Here is a 25,332-nt window from a genome sequence, read left to right on the forward strand (position 1 = left end):
CGCCTGGTTGCCCAGGCAATACCTCCCGCTACGCGAAATCCCGCGCCAGGCACTGAGCGGCAAGGCGGACCGCAAAGCCTTGCAGGCGATGTTCGCCAGCGACAACGTGGCGGCGCCCCTGCCGCACGCCGCGCGCGACACCGCGCAGGCGGGCGCCTGCATAGAGCGGCTGGCGGCGGCCCTGGCCGACACCCTGGGCATGCCTGGCGCCGCGCTGGAGCACGACCTGCCGTTTGCCGAACTGGGACTCGATTCGCTCGGCGTGCAAGTGTATGCGCTGCGCGTGAGCACGGACTTCGGCGTGCGCCTGCGTGCCGAGGAGCTGTTTGAATTTTTCACGCTGGAACTGCTGGCGCAAGCCATCGCCGCGCGGCAGGACAGCAGCGCCGCCTCCCTGGCCCACGCCGGGGCATAAGGATGAGCATGCAAACCAGCAGCGATATCTGCATCATCGGCGGCGGCATCAGCGGCCTGTATCTGGCGCTGCGGCTCAAGCGCAGCGCGCCGCAATTGCGCATCCAGCTGTTCGAGGCGCTGGAGGCGGTCGGTGGCCGCGTGCAGACCGAACCCATGTTGAGCGGCCAGTTCCGCGCCGAATTCGGCGCCGTGCGCATCGAACCGGACCTGCAGCCCTTGATGGACCAGTTTGTGCAGCAACTGGGCATCGCCACCAGCGCCATCACCTCGCATGAAGCCTGCTCGGCGATCCGGCCCGACCTGACGCGCCTGACGCCGGCCGAACGGGCCGTGGCCGAGCAGGCCGCCGGCGGCGACGTCGCCTGGGCGCTGCTGTGGCATGGCATCGCGCAGGTCATCGGCGCACAATGGCCGCTCGCCAGCGACCATCTGGAACGTCCGGCCCGCGCTGAGGAAAAGGCCAGCTTCCGGCGCCTGGCGCAGTTTGGCGGACGCCCGCTGTACCAGCAGGGCATGTGGAACGTGCTGAGCGAGGTGCTGAGCCATGAAGCCGTCGAATTCACCCGCGAAAAAGGCGCGTTCTACAATTTCAAGAACCAGAATCCCAACGCCGCCGACTGGATCTGCCAGCTGCTCGACATGCGCCTGATGCAGCGCCCCTCGTACATTCCGCAGGGCGGCATGCAGGCGCTGATCGACGCCGCCGAACAGGCCGTGCGCGCGGCCGGCGTCGATATCCATGTGCGCCACCAGTTGCTGGCCTTTGGCGAACGCGCCGATGGCGCACTCGATCTGCAGTTGCTGCATGACGGCGAACGCGTGACGCTGCGCACGCGGCGCCTGATCCTGGCCCTGCCGCGCAGCGCCCTGGAAGCGCTGGCGCCGTCGCTGCCCGCGCCGGTGCAGGCCAGCCTGGACGCCGTGCTGTGCTTCCCCATCGTCTGGGCCTCGTGCGTGATGGCCGATCCCTGGTGGTCGCCCGGTACCCCGCCCGGCAGCGGCGAAGGCGCCACCACCCGCGCCGCCCATTTCGAATCGCATCCCGAGCAGCCCGAAGCCTACGGCCTGGCGATGTTCTACAACGACGACCCCTGGTGCCACTACTGGGCCAACCTGACCGATACGCCAGGCGCGCGCTTCCCGCACAAGGGCCGGCCGGTGCACAGCAGCGACGAACGCCTGCGGCAGGCCCTGGTGCGCACCTTGCAGCAGACCTTTGGCCGCGACGACGAGCCGCAGCTGCTCGAATGGGGCTTGTGCGACTGGAGCGCGGCGCCGTTCGGCGCCGGTGTGCATTTCTGGAAACCCGGACGCGATTCGGAACAGGTGATGCGCACCCTGGCCGCATTCGCCCTCGGCGACGACGGCCGCGCGCCGCAGGTGCATATCTGCGGCGAGGCCTATTCCGACTTCCAGGGCTTTTTCGAAGGCGCGCTGCGCTCGGCCCAGCGCGTGCTGCAGGCGCTGCCGGCATACGCGACTTCCTCCCATCAAGGATCAGACCATGAATGCCACTAATCTCCCCTCCCCGAGCGACATCGCCATCGTCGGCATGGCTTGCGAACTGCCCGGCCAGGCCGATACCCTGGCCGGTTTCGAACATGTGCTGATGCACGGCATCGACGCCACCAGCGCCTTGCCGGCCGAGCGCTTCGACAGCGCCACCCGCGACGGCCTGGCCGCCGCCGCCCGCCATGGCGGCTATCTGCAACGCTCGCCATGGATGTTCGACGCCGGCTGCTTCGGCATCGCGCCCAAGGAAGCCGCCTACATGGATCCGCAGCACCGCCTGCTGCTCGAATGCGCCTACCACGCGCTCGAGGATGCCGGCCTCGATCCGGCGGCGTTGCGCGGCAACCCGTGCGGGGTGTTTGTCGGCGTCAGCACCAGCGATTTCGGCCGGCGCATGGCTGCCAGCGGCGACTACAACGGCTACCTCAGCCGCGGTGCGCTGGGCAGCATGGCGGCCGGCCGGCTGTCCTACCATTTCGGCCTGGAAGGCCCCAGCCTGGTGGTCGACACGGCCTGCTCATCGTCGCTGGTGGCGCTGCACCAGGCCATTTCAGCGCTGCGCGAAGGGCGCTGCGGCATGGCCATCGTGGCGGGCGTGTCGCTGATCCTGGCGCACGACTACAGCGCCGACCTCGCCGCCGCCGGCATGCTGGCGGCAGACGGCCGCTGCAAGCCCTTCACCCGCCATGCCGACGGTTTCTCGCGCGGCGAAGGCGTCGGCGCCATCGTGCTGCTGCCGGCCGCCGACGCGGCGGCGCGCGGCATGCGCGCGTACGCCCACGTGCTCGGCAGCGCCATCAACAGCGATGGCCGCAGCAACGGCATCACCGCGCCATCGAAAAGCGCCCAGCGCCGCCTGATGGAACAGGCGCTGCACAGCGCCGGCCTGACGCCGGCACAGGTGTCGCACATTGAAACCCACGGCACCGGCACCGCGCTGGGCGACCGTATCGAACTGGACGCGCTGGGCGAGGTATTCGGCCGGCGCGACACGCCGCTGTTCCTCGGCGCCGCCAAGGCCAACATCGCCCACTGCGAGGGGGCCGCCGGCATTGCCGGCATCATCAAGATGGCGCTGAGCCTGCATCGGCGCCGCATCGCGCCGCACTGCTTTGCGCACGATATCGATGCGGCCGTCGCCAGCGCACTGCCGCAGGCGGTGCTGCCCGCGCAAGCGCTGGCCTGGCCCGGCGACAGCCGCCGCATCGGCGGCGTCAGCTCCTTCGGCATGAGCGGCAGCAATGCCCACGTGCTGCTGGGCGAAGCGGCCGACGCGCCGCTGGCGGCGCCGGAGGTCGCGGCCGACGGCCCGCAGCTGCTGCAGCTGTCGGCCCGCAGCACCGGGGCACTGCAGGCCCTGGCGCAAGACTATGCTGGCTGGCTGGCGCAGCCGGACGCTCCCGCCGCCGCGGCCGTCTGCCACGCTGCGCTGTTCCAGCGGCAACAGTGGAACCAGGCCCGGCTGTCAGTCGCGGGCAACAATGCATCCGAACTGGCAGCGCAACTGCTCCGGCGCCTGGACACGCCCTTGCGCCCCCGCCCGGCCTCGGCGCGGGTCGCACTGGTATTTACCGGCCAGGGCAGCCAGTACACCAACATGGCGCGCCAGCTGTACCAGCAAAATACCCTGTTCCGCTCACTGCTGGAGCCGCTGGCCGCCCGCCTCGACCATCTGGCGGGCGAGGATACGCACATCCTCGACGCACTGTTTGCCGGCGACGCCGAGCTGCGCCAGCCGAGCGGACGCGAGCGTCAACGCAGCGCCCAGCTGTCGCTCTTCCTGATCGAATATACGCTGGCCGAATTCTGGCGCGCGCTGGGCTTGCGGCCGGTGGCGGTGCTGGGCCACAGCGTTGGCGAATACGCCGCTGCCTGCGTGGCCGGCGTGATGGACTTCGACGTGGCCGTGCGCATGCTGCTGGCCAGGGCCGACGCCATGGAAGCGGCCTGCGCCGCCAGCGACTCGGCCATGCTGGCCGTGTCCGCCACGCCGCAGCAGCTGGCGCCGCTGCTGGCGCGCATCTGCGCCGACGAACCGGCGCTCTGGATCGCCGTGCGCAATAGCGCGCAATCGGTGGTGGTGGCGGGCCGCGCCACGGCGCTCGCGCAACTGTCCCAAGCCGCCGCGGACGCCGGCCTGGTTTGCACGCCGCTGGCCACGCGGGGCGCCTTCCACACGCCGCTGATGGCGCCGGCCGCCGCGCAATTCGCCGCCGCCTGCGCGGCGATCGCGCCGGCGCTGCGCGCGCCGGCCGCCGCCGTGCGCTTTTATAGCTCGGTCGACAGCGACGACCCGGCCGCGCTGGAGCAAGGCGTCGATCAGCTGCGCTACTGGAGCGAGCAGATTCAGACGCCCGTCAATTTTGCCGACGCCATTGCCCGCCTGCTGGCGGACGGGCCGGACCTGGTGCTGGAAATCGGCCCGCGCGCCGTGCTGACCCCATTGACGGCCAGCGCCGCGCGCCTGGCCGGCCGCGCCATCGTCTGCCTGCCCAGCCTGGACATGCGCCACGACGACGTGCCCACCGTGCTGCGCGCGCTGGGCAGCCTGAGCGAACATGGCGCGCTCGATCCACGCCAGGCGATGCGGCAATTCGCCGTCCAGGCAGAACGCCCCGTGCCAGCCGGACTGCCGCTGTACCCGTTCCAGCGCGAGCACGTCCAGCCGGCGTCGTGGCAAGCCAGCCTGCCGGCCCGGGGCGGCGCCGCCATGGCGCCAGTGCCGCCGGTCGCGGCGCTGGCGATACGCCATGAACTGAGCCTCGACCCGCAGGCCGGCGACAGCTGGCTGCAGCAGCACGTCATCGATGGCGCCGCCGTCCTGCCCGGCATGTACTACCTGTCCAGCGCCTTCAGCCTGGCGCAGCGCTGGCTGCCGCAGGCGGCGGATGCCGCTGCGCAGCAATTGACACTGCGGGACCTGCTGATCCATCAGCCGCTGGCGCTGGCGGCCGACGCTCCTGCCGCGCTGACGGTGGACATCGGCGGCCCGGATACACGGCAGTCGTATCAGCTGCGCTACAGCGCGCCCGGCCATGCGCGGGCGCTGCACGCCGAAGTGCGCGCCGGCTGGAACGCAATGCCACAGCCCGACAACGCGGACGCCCCGGGAACGGCGGCGCAGTGGGACGATGCCGCGCCCTTCTATGACCATTACCGTGCCCGCGGCGTCAGCTATGGCCCCCTGTTCCAGCGGGTGCAGGCCAGCCACCGGGTATCGGATAGCGAACTGTGGGGACGCATCCTGCCGCCGGAGGCGCCCACGGCCAGCCTGCCGCTGTGGCATGCGGCCCTGCTCGACAACTGCCTGCATACCCTGGGCATCTGCGCCGGCGACCCGCAGCAGGCCTACGTGCCGGTGTCGGTGGGCAGCGCCTGGTTCGACGCCAGCGCCGCCTGGAACGCCAGCATCCTTTGCCAGGCCGTGCTGCGGCCGGCGCCCGCCGGTTTCCTTGATGGCGAACTGCGGCTGTATTCCGGACAGGGGCGCTGCATCGGCGTCTTGAGCGAAGTGAGCTGCGCGGCCCTGGGCGCCGCGGCCATGCCTGCCGCCCTGCCGCTGCACGCGGTCGACTGGGTGGCGTACACGGCGCCCGCAGGCTTGCCGGCCCGGCCCGCCGCCGGCGAGCAATGGCTGCTGGCAGCGGCCGCCAACAGCAGCTTGCCGGCGGCATGCGTGCAATGGCTGGCGGAGGCCGACGTGCATACCCGCCACGCGCAGTGGGACGCCGACGGCAAGCTGCATGGCGCGGAATCGGCCACGGCACCGCTGCGCACCATCCTGGTATTGCTCGACCCGGCCCACCCGCAGCCGGCGGATGCGGCTGCACTGGCGCACTGGGTACGCGGCTGGCGCGAAACGCTGCAAGTGCTGCTGGACCGGCAGCCCGGCCAGCCTTTGCAGCTATGCCTGGCCGACGTGGCCGCGCACGCCGATGGCGAGGCCGCGCACACCCGCCGCGCCCTGGCGCAAGCGCTGGCAACGAATTTGCGCAGCGAACTGCCGGCGCTCGACGTGAGTTGGCTGGACAGCGACGCCGATGGCGCAGCCATCGCCGCCGCGGCCTGCGCCGTGCGGGCGCAGCCGGCGGGACTGGCCGACGGCGGCATCGCCGCCAGCCTGTGGCGGCTGCGCGCCGGCATCCTGGCGCAACGGCGCACGCTGCGCGTGGCACAGCCCACGGCGCCGGATCAGCCTTGCTGCCGCGCCGACGGCACCTACTGGATCAGCGGCGTTTTCGGCGGCATAGGCCGCCACCTGGCCGAGCACCTGGTGCGCCATGCAGGCTGCCGCAGCCTCGTCCTCATTACCCGCGCGGCGCCAACGGAAGAACAACAGGCCTGGCTCGCGCAACTGGCCACGCAGGGCGTGGCGCTGCAACTGCTGCTGGCGGACCTGAACGATACGGCGTCGGCCAGCGCCGCGCTGGACGCGTGCGGCGCGCCCATGCACGGCCTGTTCCACCTGGCCGGCAGCCTGGATGACCGCCCCATCGGCGACATCGACGCGGCGCAATTGCAGCAGGTACTCGGCGCCAAGCTGGGCGGCGCATGGCTGCTGCACCGGCACGCCGCGCGGCATGCGGAACTCGACTATTTTGTCCTGTTCTCGTCGCTGGCCGCGCTGCTGGAATCGCCAGGCCAGCTCGCTTATACGGCCGCGAATGCGGGATTGCAGCTGCTGGCGGCGCAACGCCGGCACGATGGCCTGCCCGCCACCGTGATCGACTGGGGACCGTGGGACGGCGCGGGCATGATGCGCGGCCTGGCGCAGGGCAAACGTTCGCGCGCGCTGCGCCAGCTGGCACCGATGGCGCCGGCACGCGGCTGCGCCACGCTCGCCGCGCTGCTGGCCGGCCCGGAACGCGACGGCCATTACGCCGTGTACGCGCTGGCGCCCGCCGCCGCGGCAGGCCAGGAGCAGCCATGCGCCAGCGCCGGCGCGAACGCGGACGGCGACCTGCTGGCCCAGCTGATCGCCAGCGAAACAGGACATGCCGCCAGCACGCTCGACGAGCAGGCGACGCTGGAACAGCTGGGCCTTGATTCGGTGGGCCTGATCCGCATTCGCAGCGAACTGCAAAGCCAGCTGGGCCACAGCATCCCCGTGGCGCTGCTGCTGGCGGGCGGCACGCTGGCGGAACTGCGGCAACGCCTGGCCGGCCTGCAGCCGGCGGCAGCCGCGCAGGCCCCCGAGACCGTCCCGGACGCCGGGCCGGCCACGCCGCGCATTCCCCTGTCGCCCGGGCAGTTTTCGCTGTGGTACGAACAGCAGCGCCAGGATGCGGGCAACGCCTATCAATGCGCCATCGGCTGGCGCATCGACGGCACCGGCCTGGACATGGCGGCCCTGCAGGCCCGCTGGGAGGCACTGATCGCCGCGCACGAATTGCTGCGCGCGACCGTCGATGGCGACGACCAGGAGACGGGTCCCGCCTATGTGGTGCATGCGCCCGCCACGGTCCAGGCGGCCAACGCCATCCGGCAGCAGCCGGTGCAGGATGAGGCGGCGGCGCTGGCGCACATCGCCGACATGCTGGCCATGGCCCCTTCGCTGCACGACAGCTTTGCCACGCGCGTGACGCTACTGCGCGCGCACGACGGCACCGGCTACCTGGTACTGAGTTCCAACCATGTGCTGATGGACGCCAGCGCCATGTTTTACGTCGGCCAGCAACTCGCCGGCGCCTTGTGCGGACTGGCGCCGGCCGACAGCCCCGGACCGGTGGCGCAGTACCGCGACTTTGCCGCCAGCCAGCGCCAGCTCGGCGCCGACGCCGTGGCACGGGCGGCAGACCACATCGCGCCACAGCTGCTGGCGCAAGACGGCAGCCTGCTGCGTCTCGATTTGCCGTATGAGCGCACGCCGGCGCCGTCCGCCGCCGGCGACAGCGTGGCGATCCCCCTGTCCGCCGAAGCGATGCAGCGGCTGCGCGCCCTGCCCGCCAGCCGCCGCGCCAGCGTCTGCCTGGCGGCCTGGCTGCTGCTGCTGGCGCGCTACAGCGGCCAACAGCGCGTGCTCACCGGCGTGGCGTTCAACGGCCGCACCCAGCAACGCTGGCGCCACACGGTCGGCCACTTCGTCAATGTGCTGCCGCTGGTGCTCGACATCGACGAAAACGGCAACAGCACGGCGCTGGAACGCAGCGTCTCGGGCGCCCTGTTCGACCTGCTCGACTTCCAGGATATCCCGCTGGCCCAGCTGATGCGCGACGAGCGGCTGAAGGCGGCCGTGCAGGGCCACGATCCCCTGCAAAGCTATTTCAATTTCTTCGACGCCACGGAAATGCATCTGGAGGCAGGCGCCGCCAGACTGACGCCGCTGACGATCCCGCAACAGCTGGCGCAGTTCGACCTGAGCCTCTGGATCACGCAATACCAGGGGCATTGGGACATGCTGCTGAAGTTCCGCTGCAGCGCCTTCAGCCAGCCCGCCATGGCGCGCATGGCGGCACACTATGCGGCGCTGCTGGCGCAGCTGGCGGCCGGCAGCGACGACGCCGTGGCGCACCTGTCGATGCTGTCGGCTGCCGAGCAGCACTGCCTGCTGGGCGGCCAGGGCCCAGGCACGGCGCCGCTCGCCGCCGCCACGCCGGCCGGTGCGCAAGCATTGCCGGTATACCAGCAATTCCTGCTGCAGGCCGAACGCCATCCCACGGCCGTGGCGCTGGAATGGGACGCGCATAGCCTCAGCTATGCGCAATTGCGGCACCATGTCCAGCAGCTGGCCTCGCAACTGGCGGCGCTGGGCATCGGCAAGGAGCACACGGTCGGCCTGATGATGCCGCGCGCGGCCTGCCCGGAATCGGTGATCGCGATTCTGGCGCTGTGGCAATGCGGTGCCGCCTATGTCGCGCTGGACCTGCAGCATCCGCCGCAACGCTCGCTGTACATGCTGCAGACGGCGCGCTGCGCCTTGCTGCTAACGGCTGGCGAACGCCCCGGCACGGAGATGCAGGCGCTGCTGCGGGCGCAGGCGCAACTGGGCGTGCTGGAAATCGTCCTCGGGCAAGCGCTGTCGGTGCAGGTGCGGCAGGCGGTCGTGGTGCCGCCGGCCGAACGGCTGGAGCCGAACAGCCCGTATGCGGACGGCGGCGGCGACCTGGCGTATGTGCTGTACACCTCCGGCAGTACCGGCATGCCCAAGGGCGTGCTGGTCGAGCATGCGGGCCTGAGCGAGCGCCTGGCGTGGATGGCGGAATATTTCAGCTTTGGCCCCGGCGACAAGTTCCTGCAAGGCACGGTGCTGACGTTCGACATTTCCGTCCCGGAGTACTGCCTGCCGCTGATCTGCGGCGGCACCGTGGTGCTGCTGCCGCATGGCGCCGCTGGCAGCGCGCACGTGGCCGCCTGCCAGGCGCACGGCGTGACGATGATGAGCACGGTACCGTCGCTGCTCAACCTGCTGGTCACCGAGCTGGCCGCCTGCCACAGCCTGCGCCACGTCATCTCCGTGGGCGAGGCGCTGATGCGGCCCGTGGTGCAACAATGGCTGGCCTCGGGCACGGCAACGGTGCTGCACAACCTGTATGGCCCGACCGAAGCCACCATCTACGCCACCTTCCATGCCTGCCGCGCCTTGCCGCACGGCAGCGGCGCACTCATCGGCAAACCCTGTCCCGGTGTCAATTGCTGGGTGCTGGACAAGCTGGGACGGCCGGTGCCGGCTGGCGTGGCAGGTGAACTGTACCTGGGCGACAGCGGGGTCGCGCGCGGCTACATCGGCACGGTGCGCCAGCCCGATCCGTTCTACGGCAATCCGCAGCAGACGCCGCAGCGGCGCATCTACCGCACGGGCGACATCGTCAGATGGACCGCCGAGGGAGAACTGGACTACATCGGCCGCAATGATTTCCGCGTCAAGCTGCGCGGCCAGCTGATCGAACTGGGCGAGATCGAGCACGCGCTGCTAGCGCAGCCCGGCGTCCAGCATGCGTGCGCGCTGGTGATGGAAATCGGCCAGCCCGGTGCGACGACACGCCAGATCATGGCGGCCGTGATCGCCCGCACGCAAGCCGATGCGGCGCTGCTGCAACGGCTGCGCCAGCGGCTGCCCGAGTACATGCTGCCATCGCAGCTGTTCCAGTTCGACGCCTTCCCGCTCAACAGCAGCGGCAAGGTCGACCGCGCGGCACTGAGCGCCCTGTTGACGCAGCGGCTGGCACAGCAGCGCGAGCAGCGCCTGCCCGCCACGGCGGCGGCCCTGACGCCGCTGCAGCAGCGCATCTGTGCGCTGTGGCAGGAATTGCTGCAAGTGCCGGTGGTGGACGTCGACGAGAACTTTTTCCAGCTGGGCGGCGATTCGCTGGTGCTCACGCGCATGGTGCTGGCCGTGGAACGCACGCTGGGACTGCGCATCCAGTTCGGCCGTTTCGTCAGCAATCCCACCATCAACGGCTTGCTGGCGGCCGATGCGGCCGAGGGCACGGCACCGCCCCGGCGCGCCTACGAGGCCGACCTGGAACGCATGGGCGATCTGCCGCCGTTCCCCGCCGGCGCGACGCCGGGCAAGGCCGTGATGCTGACCGGCGCCAGCGGCCACCTCGGCATGCATCTGCTGCACGCGCTGCTGAACGAAAGTTCGGCCAGCATCGTCCTGCCGCTGCGTGGTGACGACGGCATGGCGCGCCTGGCGGCCCGCTATCGCCGCCTGTTCCATGCGGACTTGCCGTCGCAACGGCTGAGCGTTCTGCAGGCCGACCTGGCCTTGCCGTCCCTGGGCATGTCGGCCGCCGACTATGCCGCCTGCCGCGCCAGCGTCGGCCAGGTGATCCACGCGGCGGCGCACGTGAATCACGCCGCCGACTATGGTTCCATGCGCGACGGCAACGTCGGCGCCACCCGCAATGTGCTGCTGTTCGCGGCGCAGGTCGGCGCCGCGCACGTGCATCATATGTCGACCCAGTTCACCGAGCTGGCCGACTTGCCGGAAGCGCCGCTGGCCGCCTCCAGCCTGGAAGCAATCGCTTCCGGCTACGAGCAGTCCAAGCTGGCGGCCGAGCTGCAAGTGACGCAGGCGATGGCACTGGGCTATCCGGCCACGGTGTACCGCCTGCCCCTGATGTTCGACGACAGCGACACGCGCCTGTACACGCAAAACCACTTTGTCGCGCTGGCCGTCAAATGCCTGCAGATGGACGCCTACCCGGATCTGCCGATGCCCGTCACGCTGCTGCCCACGGCGCTGGTGGCCAGTTACGTGGCAAGGCGCAGCAAGTTGTGCACGGCGTCGGGGGTACGCAACCTCAGCCTCGGGCCCTTGGCGTTCGACGCGCTCGCCGCGGCCCTGCGCCCCACGCTGCAGGCCACGCCTGCCGCGCGCTGGGTCGAGCGCAGCAGGCAGGAGACGGCGGAAGACGATCCCTTCTTCCGCTTGCTGCCGCTGTATGCCGACCTGGGCGAGCCGCAGCCCGCGCAGGCGCCTTCGCGGCAGGTCGCCAATGACGAGTTCCTGCGCGAACTGGCGCAACTCGAACTGCGCGAGGTACGCGACGCCGCCACGCTGCACAACTTTGCCGTCAGCAGCCTGCGCCGCCTGGCCCAGGCAACCGATTAACGCCTTGCCGGCCGGGGTGCAGCCGCGCCCCGGCCCATTTTTGATGAGTTCATGATGAAATCCAGACTGGTTTATCTCGCCCTGTTCAGTACCATTTTCGCCGATGCCGCCGGCATCGGCATCGTCTATCCGACCCTGACCCCGCTGCTGCTGGGCGATGCGTCGCCGCTGTTCGACGCCAGCCAGGGGCCGGCCTTCCGCTCGGCCGTCTACGGCCTGCTGCTGGCCATCTATCCGCTGATGATGTGCCTCGGCTCGCCGTGGCTGGGCGCCCTGTCGGACCGCAAGGGCCGCAAGCCCGTACTTCTGCTGTGCTTGCTCGGCAATGCCGGCGGCATGGCGCTGACCGCCTTTGGCGTCTGGCAAGGCAGCCTGGTACTGATCTGCTGCGGGCGGGCGCTGGCCGGCATCACGGCCGCCAGCCTGCCGGTGGCGCAAGCGGCCATCATCGACCTGAGCACGACCGACAGCAAGGCCGCCAACCTCGCGCTGGTGACGGCCGCCAACGGCATCGGCTTCGTTGCCGGCCCGCTGCTGGGCGGCATCATGCACCAGCAGGGCGCGGCGCTCTGGCTGCCCTATCTCTGGGCGGCGCTGCTGCCGCTGGCCAGCGCCGTGCTTGTCCTGCTGTGCTACACGGATACCCGCGCATTGTCGACCGACAACACCCATCCGTGGCGCAATCTGTGGCAGATGCTGTGCCGTCCCGAGCTGCGCCATCCCTTGCTGCTGCTGGCCATCTTTCTACTCGGCTACTACATGTATTTCAACTACATGGCCGCGTTTGCGCTGCTGCATTACAGCTTTGATGCCTGGCAGGAAGCCCAGCTGCTGGCGTATTACTCCACCTGCTTTGCCCTTGCCATGCTGTTTATCGTGCCCTGGGCCACCCGCCGCTTTGCGCTGGAGCGCATCCTGCCCATCAGCCTGTCCATCCAGCCGCCGCTGGTCGCTGCCGTGGCCCTAGGCGATGCGCCTGCCGTGCTATGGCTGCTGACCGGCCCGCTGGCGATCGCCGTCGCCACGACCTATGTCTGCCTGCTCAGCATTGCTTCCAACCGCACGCTGACGGAACGCCAGGGACAGCTGATGGGCTTGATCTCTTCGATCAATGCCCTGGCCTGGGGTGTCGCGCCGCTGATCACGGCGGCCCTGCAGCCCCTGTCGACCTTGCTGCCGATCATGGTGGCCGCGCTGGTCTTGCTCGCTGGCGTGGCGTGCATGCTGCTCGCGCGCCAGCGCCAGCTGCAAGCGGGCGGCGCCAAGTGAACGGCGCGCCACCTGTCATTTCCTACAGGGGTGGCGGGCTGGCGATTGCTGATACATTGCGGCTTTGTCCGAATTAACCTGCTGAAAGGACTGCGATGTCTTCGTCCCCCTACGTCCTCCCCCATCCACTCGGCCTGCGCCGCGTGGTCGTTACAGGCATCGGCATGCTGACCCCGCTGGCGGTGGGCGCCGAGCGCACCTGGCAACGGCTGCTGGCCGGCCACAGCGGCATCGGCGTGCTGGACCGCTTTCCCGCCGCCCACCTGCCGGCGCGCATCGCGGGCCAGCTGCCGGCGGCCGGGGAAGAAGGCGGTTTTCGGCCCGAGGACTGGGTCGAACGCAAGGAACTGAAGAAAATGGATCCGTTCATCGTCTACGCCATCGCCGCGGCCACCGAAGCGCTGCGCGATGCCGGCTGGGCGCCGGCCGAGCTGGCGGAACAGGAACGCAGCGGCGTCATGATCGGTTCCGGCATCGGCGGCCTGCCCGGCATCGAAGGCGCGGCCAGGGCGCTGGAAAATGGCAGCCAGCGGCGCCTGTCGCCATTTTTCATCCCGTCCAACCTGATCAACCTGGCAACTGGACACATCGCCATCCAGCACCATCTGCGCGGCCCGGCGCACGCCACCGTCACCGCCTGCGCCTCGGGCGCGCACGCCATCGGCGATGCGGCGCGCATGATTGCGCTCGACGATGCCGATGTCATGGTTGCCGGCGGCACCGAAGGCACGATCTGCGAACTCGGCGTGGCGGGTTTTTGCGCCGCCCGTGCCCTTTCCACGGCGTTCAACGATGCACCGGAGCGCGCCTCCCGGCCCTGGGACCGTGACCGCGACGGCTTCGTGATGGGCGAAGGCAGCGGCGTCATGGTGCTGGAAGAGTACGAACACGCGCGTGCGCGCGGCGCGCGGATGTACGCCGAAGTGATCGGTTACGGCATGTCGGGCGACGCCTACCATGCCGTGGCTCCGCCGGAAGACGGCAACGGCGCGGCACGCGCCATGCAGGCGGCGCTGCGGCGCGCCCGCCTGGCGCCCGAGTCCATCGATTACATCAATGCGCACGCGACGTCGACCCCTGCCGGCGACCTGGCGGAAATCGCCGCCTTGCGGCACGTGTTCGGCGCCCATCTGCACGGCGGCGTCTCGGTATCCTCGACCAAGTCGGCCATGGGCCACCTGCTGGGCGCTTCCGGCAGCGTGGAAGCCATCCTGTCGGTGCTGGCCTTGCGCGACCAGATCGTGCCGCCCACCTTGAATCTGGACAACCGCGCCGCCGAATGCGAAGGCATCGATCTGGTGGCCGGCAAGGCATACGCCAGGCCGATCCGCCATGTACTGTCGAATTCATTCGGTTTTGGCGGCACCAATGCCGCGCTGATTTTTGCCGCGCCGCCGGATGCCGCCCGGTGAAGCCAGCGTCAGCTACAGCAGGCGCAAGGCCATCGCCTTGATGACGGCGGCCGTCTTGTTGACGGTATCGAGCTTCTGCAGGGAGTTGCTGATGTGAAAGGTCACGGTGCGTTCGGTAATGTTCAGGATTTCGCTGATGTCGGCCGAGGTCTTGCCATCGGCGCACCAGCGCAGCACTTCCGCCTCGCGCTCGGTCAGCTGGATTTTGGGCGCATCCTTGGCCGGCACGGCGATGGCGTCGGCAAAATGTTCATGCACGACATTGGCAAGCCAGGCCACGCGCAAGGAGAGCACGTCGATTTCCCGCTCCGTCAAGGGTTTGCAGGAGCGGGAAAAACTCAGCAGGCCAACCTGGCCGCTCATGTCGCAGGACGATTGCCCCCAGCCGTAGCGCAAGCCGTGGGCGTGGGCGTCCTCCCAGAACTCGCGATTCTCGTCCAGCATTTCGCCGCCCCACAGGATGGGCATCAAGGAGCGGTTGGCGCGGCTGACCGTCGGGTCGGAACGCATGTACGACTGCTCGGAATAACGGCGCTGCCACGAACTCGGGTAATTATTCACCGTAAACACCTTGGGCCTGGACATCGGCAGACGGCCTTGCAGGCCATAGGCGCAATAATCGAATCCCAGGTCGCCGGCCACACCCACCAGCACTTCGAATATGTCATCCGGCGTGCGGGTAGCAGCCAGATTTTCGATCACACCTTGTTTCCATTCTGCTGCCGGAAGACGCGTTTTTGGGGCGTTGTAAGCGAACATAGAAGTCCTTAGTCAGGGGGGAGAATTTGCCGCGGACTCATCGCGCATGATAAAAAGGCACGTCGGCAAGTCGGCGTATGGTATAGCAAAGTCTGCTTCAAATTCTCACCAAAACGCACTGCCAGCAACATAAATCAGCCCCGCTACCTGTGGTTCCCTACAGTTTTGTATCGGCCGCAATTACACTGTAATAGCCATCCCGTCACAGCCGTCAATAATCATGAAACTCCTTTCAGCCAAATCCGATACGCTTTGCAGTATTTTGAAGTCCGAATTGGAGCACTACCGCTACAAAGTGTTTGTGGAAACCCTGGGATGGGATTTGCCATCGCAGGATGGCAGGGAGACGGACCAGTTCGACCATGACGATACCTACTATGTCATCGCGCGCGATGGCGAGGGCCGCATTAACGGCTGCGCCCGGCTCTTGCCCACCGACCGCCAATATTTGCTGGGGGAAATATTTCCCCAGCTAATGGCCGGCCAGGCACCGCCGCGCCATCACGAGATCTGGGAATTGTCCCGCTTCACGTCGATGGACCTGCACGACAACCGCAATACCCTCGAAGACACCTTCCGCCTGCTGCGCAAGGCCATCGCCACGGCGGCGACCTTGGGCGCGCGCCGGATTATTTCCGTCTCCCCAGTCGGCATCGAGCGCCTGCTGCGGCAAGGCGGCTTTTCAACGGAGCGCGCCGGACCGCCGATGCGCGTGAACGGCCACCTGCTGTACGCGTGCTGGATCGATGTGCCGGCCCAGCTCGAGCCGATCAGCGCACTGCCGGCGCGCCTGTGGCGCATGCTCGGCGTGCGCGGCACGGCAGCGCTGCGGGGACAAATCGCCGGCGCCGCTTAGCCGGCTGGCCAGCAGGGTGCGGGACGGAGGCTACCCTGCCTTTGTCCCTGTCCGCAATTGCCGCGTCATGCCGGATTCGTCACGGCCGCCAGCCGCACCTGCTCAAGCAGCCGCTCCTCTTCATCGGTATCGGCGTCGACTTGCGTGACCACGGTCCAGAATCGCGCGCAGGTCCTGATCTGCCCGAAAGCGCCGTGCGTTTCAAGACGCACCATGGTTTTCCTGAGGCTGTGCAGATAGCCTTCCTCGATGGCATCGAGCTGCCCGTCATCGGCCGCGTCGACCAGTTCGAGCAGCGCAGCTTCGATCCTTGCATGCCCCTCCTCCCATAATCGCCCGATTTCCGGCACGTCGACTTCCATGCACTCGTTCGACCAGTCCGGCGGGTAATCACCACGCTTTCTGTTATCGGGATCGGTGTCAAAGCTCAGCGAAAGGGACGGGAACGATACGGCGTTGAAGGCAAAGGCTGAAAATGCCTGATCCTTGAAAGCAGAGGCGCCAAGCACTGCCAGCGAGGCGCTGGCCAGCTTGAACCAGGTTGCTTCGACGTCGTAGGTAGTTTCAAACGTTTGCCAATCCGGCTGCAAATCGGGAGTCTGGGGCATGGGGGCCTGTCGAAAAGAATAGCGGTGGATAGTGCGAGGAATTATACGTGCTTAGCCTGGCCTACCGGCTGATGTTCGAGCACCAGGAGGTGCGCCAGTTCCCCGCCCCGCAGGACACGGGGGAACGCATCCATCAAATGCCACGTCACATCGTCGTCTGGCAAATCGAGCAGCCAGTCGCGGCGCGGTCGCGGGAACGGTGCGCCCTGGGTCAGCCACGCCTGGCGCCAGTACTGGTTGACGATGGCCTGCAGCGGATGGTCGGCCGCTACCCACGGTTGCCAGACGCCGCTGACCGGACAGGCCTGGTCGCAAGCACAGCTCAACCATGGCTCGGGCCGCGCCACCTCGCGCAGCAAGCCGCGCACCGCGCGCGGCTCCACTGCCCCATGGTTGTGCCGTATCGTCAGGCACTGTTCCCATGTCACTGGGCCGTAACGGCTCTTGCCAGCGGCATCGAGCACGCTGAAATGGCGGAACTCTTCACCTTTACGCAGCAACCGGGCCGGCTCCGTCAAACCCTGCTCTTGGGCCGGTTGCCAGTATGCGGAAAATGGCGCGGTCGGCGCGTCGCTGTGCAAGCCGGTGGGATGCAGCGCATAGTCGGCTGCCAGGAAATACGGTTCTTTTGAAAGCGAGGCGGCGCTTGGCTTCGGGATGGCTGGCGGTGGGCGCACACCCATGGCGGCGTCGAGCAGGCTCTTTCGTTGACCATCCCACGGCGGCAGATCGGCCGGCGGCAATGGCAAGATTTTATCGAGGTTGGGGAAGCGGCGATTGGGGTTGAAACCGAGGGCGTTACTAAGCATACGATATCGCGCTCCACGGGCTTTGTCCACATATGGCGCCAGCATATCGGCAAGATCAAAAGGAGCACCAAATTCAATTGCCAAGGCATTTGCACAATCCTCACAACCAAACTTTACACCTTCATGCAATACCTTTAATGCACGATTTTTTGTTTCAGCGTTACGCGAGCCATTTATTTTCCCATTGGAAGCCCGTGGAGACACATACAAATAATGCAAATCAAATGCTGCGGGACCATATCCTTGCCCAAATGCACATTCCAGCATTTTTGTCGCTACCGGAATATTGGACCAATAGCCTGCCCCTTCACTGGCGGGTCCAACATTTAACTTTTCCGCCAAAAATGCCATCGCCTGAGGATTTCCCATGACAGCAGCCTTTTGCCAGAATGCATAGGCGCGAGTGATGTCGCCGTCAACGCCAGTGCTATTAGCATAAAACGTCCCCATCCGGTCATAAGCTGCGGGTATGCCGAGCCGCATCCCCTTTTCCACCAGTTGCACCGCTTCCTCCTCCCCATGCAAGGGATCGCGCCCTTCCACATACAAGCTGGCCAGATTGAGCATCGCCTTCCAGTGCAATCGCTCTGCCGCTTGACGCGTCAGATCGACGATTTTTTTGTAATCGCGGTCTTCCACGAAAATTTCAGGGTCTTCCATGGCGCGCGCTTCGAGGAACCAGTCCTCGGCTTGCGCATCGATGGGTGGCACTTTGCTCGCCTCGGCTTCACAGATAAAATCCGCGACATGCGGATTGAAAAGTGGCAGGCTTTGGTTGCGCGGCAGGACTTCTTTCGTGTCGTTTGACATTTTGCAGGCGCCTAAAGTGAAAAACAGGAAAACTGCCAAGATAAAAAAAGGCAGGGGAAGTGGGAAATTTTTATACTTTGTCATGCTCATCCCAAACGTATCGTGGAGCTGCGTTTATCTTCCAATGGCAGCAAAAAGCCAGTCATTTTTTTATCTGCAGAATTTTCAGAATACGAATTTTTTTTCCCGCGATTATCTTTCATTAATTTCACCCAGTTCCCGTAAGCATCCACAATCTCCGCCTTCGTCCCGCCCCCGCCATCGACCAATCCCCCGCTATGCATGCGCCACACCCGCTTGCGCAAATCGCGGGCCACGCGGCGGTCGATGGTGGCGATATTGATTTCGCTGTCGACGGCCATGCTGCGCTGGTTCAGGTTGGCGCTGCCCAAGGTCATGAACACATCGTCGACCAGCATCAATTTGGAATGGATGTAGATTTCACGGTAGCGCCAGCGGTCGTTGTCGAACGCGCTGACATTGAGCATCGCCACCGATACCTTCAGTCCGAATTCGCTTTCGAGCGTCATCACGCCGGGTTTGTTGATACCGTTGGAATGCCGCACCACATCGGGCAACTTGACTTCCACCTCGGTGGAGATGCCGAATCCGCCTCTGACACGCCGGGTTTTCGGCTGCTTGTTGTAGTCGTCGATCATGGTGTTTTGCCCCGTCATGCCAGCGTGCTGCCCCAGCGCCGCCAGCGTATCGTGGGTGCGCGGCACCATCTGCGCGCGTTCTGGCACGGGGATGACGATGAACACGTGCATGACCGGCATATCTTCAAGACTCTTGCCCGCCTTGACACTGCCGGCCTTCCAGGCGGCGACCACCTTCTTGCGCTCGGCCAGCAAGTGCCGGGCCCATTCTTCATACTGAAAATACTGATTTTTCACATACAGGTAGCCGGCCGCCAGGCTGGCCTGGGTCACGGCGCGAAAGTAGGTTTCCTTGATCGTCTTGTCCTGCTCCTCGGGCTGGGTCAGGACGATCTGCACGATGGAGTCGTCCGGCCCGGCCTCGCGCAACAGCTGGGCCGGCGGGTTTTTACATGACGAATACCAACTCACGCATTCCCCGGCGGCCTGATGCGTGCGGTCGTCGATCGCGCGGTCCCATGCCTTCACGAAATTGTTGTACAGCGCGATCAATGCCTTGCCACCGTCGATGCGGCAGGCATAATCCTGATACGGTTTCAGCGTGGCGAACCCGCCGTCCGCGGCCATTCCCTGCAAACACTCGCGCCGCTCGTTGGCACCGCCCTGTTCGCGGCGCGTGTCGTCGAGCAGATGGGCCGTCGTATCCCAATAATCGGTCACCGAGTTCAGGCCCATCACGTAACCGACGGCCTTCGCCCCCTCTTCGTGGGAGAAATCGATCAGGATCGTCTTCTGGTGATGCGTGCCCAAGTAGCTCATGCCAGGCTTTTCAATTTCCCCCATCGTCAAGCCGCGCGGCTGGTTGATTTCGGTCGCGATACTCTTGCCTATCGCGGCGCTGTTGCCGTGCCGCAGGTGAATCGTCAGGCGCCCCAACAAGCCATGGAACGCGGCCGCATACCAGCTGTGGCAATATTCTTCACGCGCCAGCATCGGGATATCCTCAGGCCGGACGATATCGCCCCTGAAAGCACTGCTTAAAACAAGTTTTTTTCTGACTGCCTCCTGCAACATCGCCAGGCTGGCTCTGGCGCTGATGTCGTCGGCGCGCTGTCCGCCGGTTTTCCACGGCGAGGTGCCGTGCGAATACCCCGGCATATTGTGCACCATCGGTGAACCGATCCGGTCATGCCAGATCAGCAGGCGCACCCTGAGGTGACGCCGCGTGGTGGCGTCGATCAGCAAGTCGCCAAACGTGTCGCCACGCGGCCAGGTGACGCTGTTGCCGCGCACCAGCTCCATCCCCGGGTCGAAGCCCCAGCAGCACAGGTCGATGGAATTTTTAGCCCTGGCGATCTCGGCGGCGATGTCGGCGAACCCCTCCTGTCCGCAAATGAACAGCGTCAGCTTGTTGTTGTGCGTGATCGGGTGGCTGGCCTTGCCCTTCAGGTTGCGGTTTTCCAGCAGCCACTGGAGCGAACTCGTCGCAGTGCGTCCGACTTCGTCGATATGGGTGGTTTCGATGCGGCTGGTCGATTCCGGCATGGTGCTCTCCCGTCAGTGTCGTGAATCATTGAACCCCGCGGCCATCGGCGGTGTCGTCGAACGCGCGCAAGCCGCGGTTCGACAGCTTGTGTTCGCCGTCGGGCGCCGCATTCGGGTCGAAGCGTGCGCTCGCCTGCAATGAAAACTCTTCGCCATTGCCAAGGACGACACGGTAGCGCGGCGTGCCGTCCTGGTGCGCGATCAGGATGCGGCCGTATTCGTCGGTCAGGCCTTGCTCGACTTCGGCTTCCCCGTTGTACAGCGTGTACGGCACATTGGCGTACTGACCGCCATCCGCATGGGCCTGTATCGTATGCTGCAATTGCCCCGCTACCGGCGCGATGGGCGGTTCCAGCTCCGGTTGCGGCCGGTTCTTGGGCGCCAGCGTTTCCAGGTTTCCATGGAACAGCGTCGGCGACGCGGTAAAAAACTGTACCTTGTCGCTAATTTCAAGCATGCAATCGGCGCCATGCAGGCGCACGCCTTTGCGGCCGCGAATATTCACCCAATCGGCCTGGCTGATCAATTCCAGCACCTTGTTGGCGACGATATCGACCGCATCGGTTTGCGCCGCGATCTGCACCGGGCCAGCTGCGGCGATCAGTTTCATGCCCGCCTTGTGGACGAACAGGCGCAGCGCTGCGCCGATGCTGGCGAACAGGCCGCCGCCGGCCGCCAGCGACAGGTCGCACCCGGCCGTCAGCGCGGTGTGCTCGGCGCTGGCGATGTGCGTCGATTGCGCGGTCGTCGTTTCGATACCGGCCGGACTGGCCAGCACCAGATGCGGCTTTGACAATTCGGGAAATGCGCTTTCGCCACTGCCGCCACCGCCCTTGATCCCGGCATGCTGGGCTTTCAGCACATCGGCGGCGGCGCCCTGCTGGGCGGCGCTTTCTTGCGCGCCGTAATGCTGCGCCAGGGCGGCAAGCGCCTTGTGCCGCTCAGCAGCCTCGGCCAACCGGCGCAAGGTTTCATCCATGCTCTTGATATGCGAGGCGGCGCCAGGGCGCGCTTCGGTGGTCAGCAACATGCCGCGGCCGGCGCGCGCCACGCCCCAGGCGTCTGACGCCAGTTCCCAGCCCTCGCCACGACCATCCTTGCGCCCGCTGGCGTCTTCGATGCGGCTGATGCAGCCGAGCGACAATTGGCTGTGCTGGTGATCGCTTTTCAGTTGCGCCTGGATGCGCTGGTGCGTGTCGTCGAGCACCAGCTGGTTGCCGCGCACGCCGTAGCCGCCGCCAGGCATCAGCTCGGCGCTGCGCCAGCCGCCCAGTACGCATTGCCCCGGCAAATTCCACGGCGGCGCATGGTTGCCGTTGTACACCGCGCCGACAATGACGGGACGGTCGATATTGCCGTCGAGAAACTGGATCAGTACTTCCTGGCCGATGCGCGGCAACGCGATCTGGCCGAACGCCTGGCCCGCCCATGGCGTCATGACCCTGATCCATGGCGAACTGCCCGCGTCGAACTTGCCCAGCCGGTCCCAGTGGAATTGCACCTTCACCCGGCCCAGCGCGTCGGTATGGATGGTTTCGCCTGCCGGCCCGGTGACGATCGCCGTCTGCACGCCGGGCAAGGCACAAGGCGTGCTGTTGAACTGCCGCCCCGGATACCAGCGGATGCTCTTGCGGATGCAGCTAAAACGGTTTTCATACTGCGACTTCGCGCCCGTCCCAGTCTGGTAATTGTTGCTGGCGATATGATCGACCGACAGGATCAGGTATTCGCGCGAGCGGACGTCCGGGCGCGCCGCTTCCCCTCTGGCGGCCATGGCTTGCTCGCCGCTGAAGTGTCCGCCCAGCGTGAAACTGCGCCCGGCCTGGGCGCAGCGGTGATTGCCGCCCGCTTCGAAGTATTGCGCCTGGCAGTTATGCTCCTCCAGGCGGCGTTGCGCCAGCGCTTCGCCGTCACCCATGTCGGCATAGCCATAGCCGGTATTTTGATACAGTTCATGCGCAAACACGTCGCCCTGCTGGTGCAGCGCATGGCCGCTGGCGCGGCTGGCATACGGCTGCTTGTAGTTGAAGCTGGCCAGCGTGAGCGAGCCTGAAGCGATCTTCCGTATTGCCTGCCAATCGCGTATGCCGTCGCCCTCCAGCGAGCCCGTGCCGCTGCGAAACACCATCTCATCGGCGACACTGGCATCGCCGTCGCCTGGATCGATGCTGTCGCTGAGCCAGGTATTGTCGCCCAGACACAGCGTATGACCGTCGGCGCGATGTTCATACCAGTAATGAAGTCCCTGGTCTTCCCAGCGCCGGTGCAGATGGTTGTAATCGGTTTCATTATGCTGGTTGGCGCAGCTTAATATCGCTTTTTCCTCATGCAGCCGGTTTTGCCAGTCGCGCTGCACATAATGATCGAAGGTCGTTTCGCTGATGTCGATGACCGTACGTTCGTGGAACGAAACGTTGTCCATGCGCAGCCTGGACAACGCCAGCCAGGGTTGCAGCACCATCTGGTAGAACGCGAAACCGCCATCGCTGCGCAACAAGCGAAATTCGCCGACATAACCATTAAAATGGCGCAAGCTGCCGTCATCGCGCACCATCGAAATCGTGACCATGCGTCCCATCATCGCTGTCAGGGGAACGTGGAGATTGTCGGACAGCAGTTCGACGTCGAAGCGAAAGTCGCGTGACATTTCCTCGTGTGCGCGCAAACTGTTGACCAGCAACGCGGTATCGGGCGGACCATCGTCGCGCGGAAAATCCATGCGCAGCAAGCGGCTGTCCTGGTCTCGCCAGTTCGCTCCGAAAAGGCGCGCCAGATCGGCTGCCAGCCCGCCATCATCCTCCATATCGCCTCCTTCGGATAGTTCCCCTGAGCCATGCTAACCATGGTGAACGCTGGCATCTTGATGGAACTCAAACTAGTTGCCCAAACGTAAAAAAGCCGCATCGGCCCTGCGGCGGATGCGGCTTTTATCCCAGCTGGGAAAAATTACTTCTTGGAAGCTTTCGGATACTTGATCGTCATTTCCTTGAGCAAGTTATCGGCATGGTCCACTTCCTTCATCACCCACAGCATGTAGCGGATGTCGAGGTGGATGGCGCGCGTGATGGCGGTGTCGAAGTACCAGTCCTTGGTGATCGATTCATACGTCGAATCGAAATTCAGGCCGATCAGCTCGCCGCGCTTGTTCATCACGGCCGAGCCGGAATTGCCGCCCGTGGTGTCGGCGCTGGTGAGGAAGTTGACGGGAACCGTACCCAAGGCCGGGTCGCGGAACTGGCCGTAGCGTTTTTGCTTGACGGCGTCGATCAGCGCTTGCGGGGCTTCGAACGGGGCCTTGCCCGTGACTTTCTCGACGATGCCTTCCACGGTCGTGAACGGACCCTTGCTCAGGCCGTCGCGCGGCGAGTACGGCGAGACCGTACCGTAGGTCACACGCAGGGTCGAGTTCGCGTCAGGATACACAGGCTTGCCTTGCGACTTCTTCCACGCGATCACGGCTTGCATGTATTGCGGAATCACACGCTCGAGGTTGCCGTCGATTTCCTTGCGGCGCTCTTCCAGCGCCGCTTCGACCGGCTGCAGCTTGATGGCCAGCGCCATGAAAGCGTCGTCGGACTGGGCAACGGCGGCCTGGTCCTTTTCCAGCCAGGCCAGGCGCTTGGCCGTGTCAGCCAGTTGCGTCTGCTGGTACAGGGCCGCCACGGCGCCTGGGGCCGGCAGCAGCGCGTCCAGGCCTTGCGGATGGCTCTTCGCCGCCAGTTGCGCGTAACGCTTCAGGCCGGCTTCAAAACGCGCCTGGTCGACCTTGTTGACGTACGACTGTTCCAGGCGGGTCAGGCGGGCCTTGATGAAGGCCAGGTCGCGCTGCTGGAAGCCCGATTCGCGCTCGGCGTCCGCTTTCTGGCGCTCCAGCGACAAACGGTAGAGGGTGCGCGCGCTTTTCAGCAAGTCGCTGTTGGTGGCCACGCTCCAGGCGAACTCTTCTTCGCTCAAGGCCATGTCGCTGGCGATGGCCGCGTCCAGTTCCGCCAGCAGGGTAGTCGACACGTTCGGCTGTTTCGCGTACCAGGCGCGGAACTCGGCATCCTGCACGTCCTTGATGGCGGCGATGTCCTTGCGCGCAAAACCGTCGAGCAAGCCCTGGGTTTTCTTCAGCACGTTGTTGATGCTTTTCACCACGCTCGCATAGCGCACGGCAGCGGCCGCGTCGCCATTCGTGGCGTCGGCCATCACGGCCAGGTCGGCTTGCAGTTCGGACACTTTCAGAGGGAAAGCCGTATCGCGTGCAAAACGGATTTCCGCCGGCAGCTTATAGCGGCTGGTGCGGCCGGGGTAGCCCGCCAGCAAGATGCCGTCACCGGCTTTCAAGCCTTCGGCCGAAACCACCAGGAAATCCTTCGATTTGTACGGCACGTTGTCGGGCGACGGATCGGCCGGACGGCCATCCTTGCCCACGTAGGCGCGCAGGAACGAGTAATCGCCCGTGTGGCGCGGCCATTCGTAGTTGTCGATGTCGCCGCCGAAGTTGCCGATCTTGTCCGATGGCGCGTAGACCAGGCGCACGTCGCGTATCATCATCTGGCGAATGCGGTAGTACTCGAGGCCGCGGTGGAAGGCGGGCACGGAGCAGCGGTACATCTTGTCCGTTTCGCATTCGGCGATCAGGTCCTTGACGCGCTTTTCCACGGCTTCGTGGCGCGCGCGGCCGCTCATGTCGGCCGTCAAGCCTTTCAGCACGCGGTCGCTGACGTTTTCCACCTTGTCCGTCACATACACGAGGCTGTTCGGACCGCCCGGCAGCTCGCTAGCGCGCGTCTTGGCCAGGAAGCCGTTGGTGATGTAATTGTGTTCCGGCGTGGAATTGCGCTGCACGGCGCCATACGCGCAGTGGTGGTTCGTCACCACCAGGCCGGCGTCGGAAACGAAAGCAGCCGAGCAGCCGCCCAGCGACACGATGGCGCTCATCGGGTGTTTGCTCAGGTCGGCCAGTTTTTCCGCAGGAATTTCAATGCCGACCCGTTTCAGTTCGGCTTTCAGCTGTGGCAGCTGGTGTGGTTGCCACTGCCCTTCGTCAGCGTGTGCGCCGGCGAACGCGCCCATCAAGGCGACTGGTAATACGATTGTCTTGAACAAGATTTGCTCCTCCATAAAAAGCAGGCGAAAGTATAGCCTGTCCAGGCGGCATGAGCCGGCAAAAATTATCCCGATGCAATTTCTGT

The 25,332-nt window shown here is 65.9% G+C and carries 12 protein-coding genes; 6 read left to right on the forward strand and 6 right to left on the reverse strand.

The genetic code is table 11. The features are described 5' to 3' along the window. The 5 genes from HWE17_RS07530 to fabF form a co-directional block, all read left to right on the forward strand. Positions 1-415 (forward strand): acyl carrier protein (locus HWE17_RS07530; RefSeq protein WP_176388348.1); only part of this gene is annotated, 415 nt, incomplete at its 5' end. Positions 416-423: 8 nt separating this feature from the next. Next, positions 424-1,935 carry an FAD-dependent oxidoreductase gene (locus tag HWE17_RS07535; RefSeq protein ID WP_158299995.1) on the forward strand — a complete coding sequence of 504 codons (1,512 nt, stop codon included), beginning with the start codon at positions 424-426 and terminating at the stop codon, positions 1,933-1,935. After that, entirely contained in the window at positions 1,922-11,485 is a 9,564-nt protein-coding gene (locus HWE17_RS07540; RefSeq protein WP_176388349.1) for a non-ribosomal peptide synthetase/type I polyketide synthase, read from the forward strand. The genes HWE17_RS07535 and HWE17_RS07540 overlap by 14 nt, the downstream gene beginning before the upstream one ends. A gap of 51 nt (positions 11,486-11,536) precedes the next feature. Beyond that, a complete protein-coding gene (locus tag HWE17_RS07545; RefSeq protein ID WP_081922513.1) occupies positions 11,537-12,754 on the forward strand; it encodes an MFS transporter in 1,218 nt (405 codons plus the stop codon). A gap of 95 nt (positions 12,755-12,849) precedes the next feature. Further along, positions 12,850-14,166: a beta-ketoacyl-ACP synthase II gene (gene fabF / locus HWE17_RS07550; RefSeq protein ID WP_217916721.1), complete on the forward strand. Its 1,317-nt coding sequence runs from the start codon at positions 12,850-12,852 to the stop codon at positions 14,164-14,166. 12 nt (positions 14,167-14,178) lie between these two features. Here the strand turns inward: fabF and HWE17_RS07555 are convergent, their stop codons facing one another. Next, on the reverse strand, positions 14,179-14,868 hold the full coding sequence (locus HWE17_RS07555; protein ID WP_176388350.1) for a LuxR family transcriptional regulator: 690 nt from the start codon (positions 14,866-14,868) through the stop codon (positions 14,179-14,181). A gap of 319 nt (positions 14,869-15,187) precedes the next feature. Here HWE17_RS07555 and HWE17_RS07560 point away from each other — a divergent pair, with 319 nt between their 5' ends. Next, entirely contained in the window at positions 15,188-15,781 is a 594-nt protein-coding gene (locus HWE17_RS07560) for an acyl-homoserine-lactone synthase (RefSeq protein WP_225241929.1), read from the forward strand. A 65-nt stretch (positions 15,782-15,846) separates the two neighbouring features. Here the strand turns inward: HWE17_RS07560 and HWE17_RS07565 are convergent, their stop codons facing one another. From HWE17_RS07565 to HWE17_RS07585, 5 genes are all read right to left on the reverse strand, one after another. Next, complete coding sequence (locus HWE17_RS07565; protein WP_176388351.1) at positions 15,847-16,389, reverse strand: DUF4303 domain-containing protein; 543 nt, start codon at positions 16,387-16,389, stop codon at positions 15,847-15,849. A 41-nt stretch (positions 16,390-16,430) separates the two neighbouring features. Beyond that, complete coding sequence (locus HWE17_RS07570) at positions 16,431-18,092, reverse strand: tetratricopeptide repeat protein (RefSeq protein ID WP_176388352.1); 1,662 nt, start codon at positions 18,090-18,092, stop codon at positions 16,431-16,433. A 2-nt stretch (positions 18,093-18,094) separates the two neighbouring features. Continuing rightward, positions 18,095-20,152, reverse strand: coding sequence for a phosphatidylserine/phosphatidylglycerophosphate/cardiolipin synthase family protein (locus tag HWE17_RS07575; protein WP_176388353.1), 2,058 nt, complete (start codon positions 20,150-20,152; stop codon positions 18,095-18,097). 25 nt (positions 20,153-20,177) lie between these two features. Continuing rightward, positions 20,178-22,955: a type VI secretion system Vgr family protein gene (locus HWE17_RS07580; RefSeq protein WP_176388354.1), complete on the reverse strand. Its 2,778-nt coding sequence runs from the start codon at positions 22,953-22,955 to the stop codon at positions 20,178-20,180. A 143-nt stretch (positions 22,956-23,098) separates the two neighbouring features. Continuing rightward, complete coding sequence (locus HWE17_RS07585; protein ID WP_369681714.1) at positions 23,099-25,246, reverse strand: S46 family peptidase; 2,148 nt, start codon at positions 25,244-25,246, stop codon at positions 23,099-23,101. Between the last annotated feature and the right edge of the window lie 86 nt (positions 25,247-25,332).

Source organism: Janthinobacterium sp. BJB401 (assembly GCF_013372745.1).
Taxonomy (GTDB): Bacteria; Pseudomonadota; Gammaproteobacteria; order Burkholderiales; family Burkholderiaceae_D; genus Janthinobacterium; species Janthinobacterium rivuli.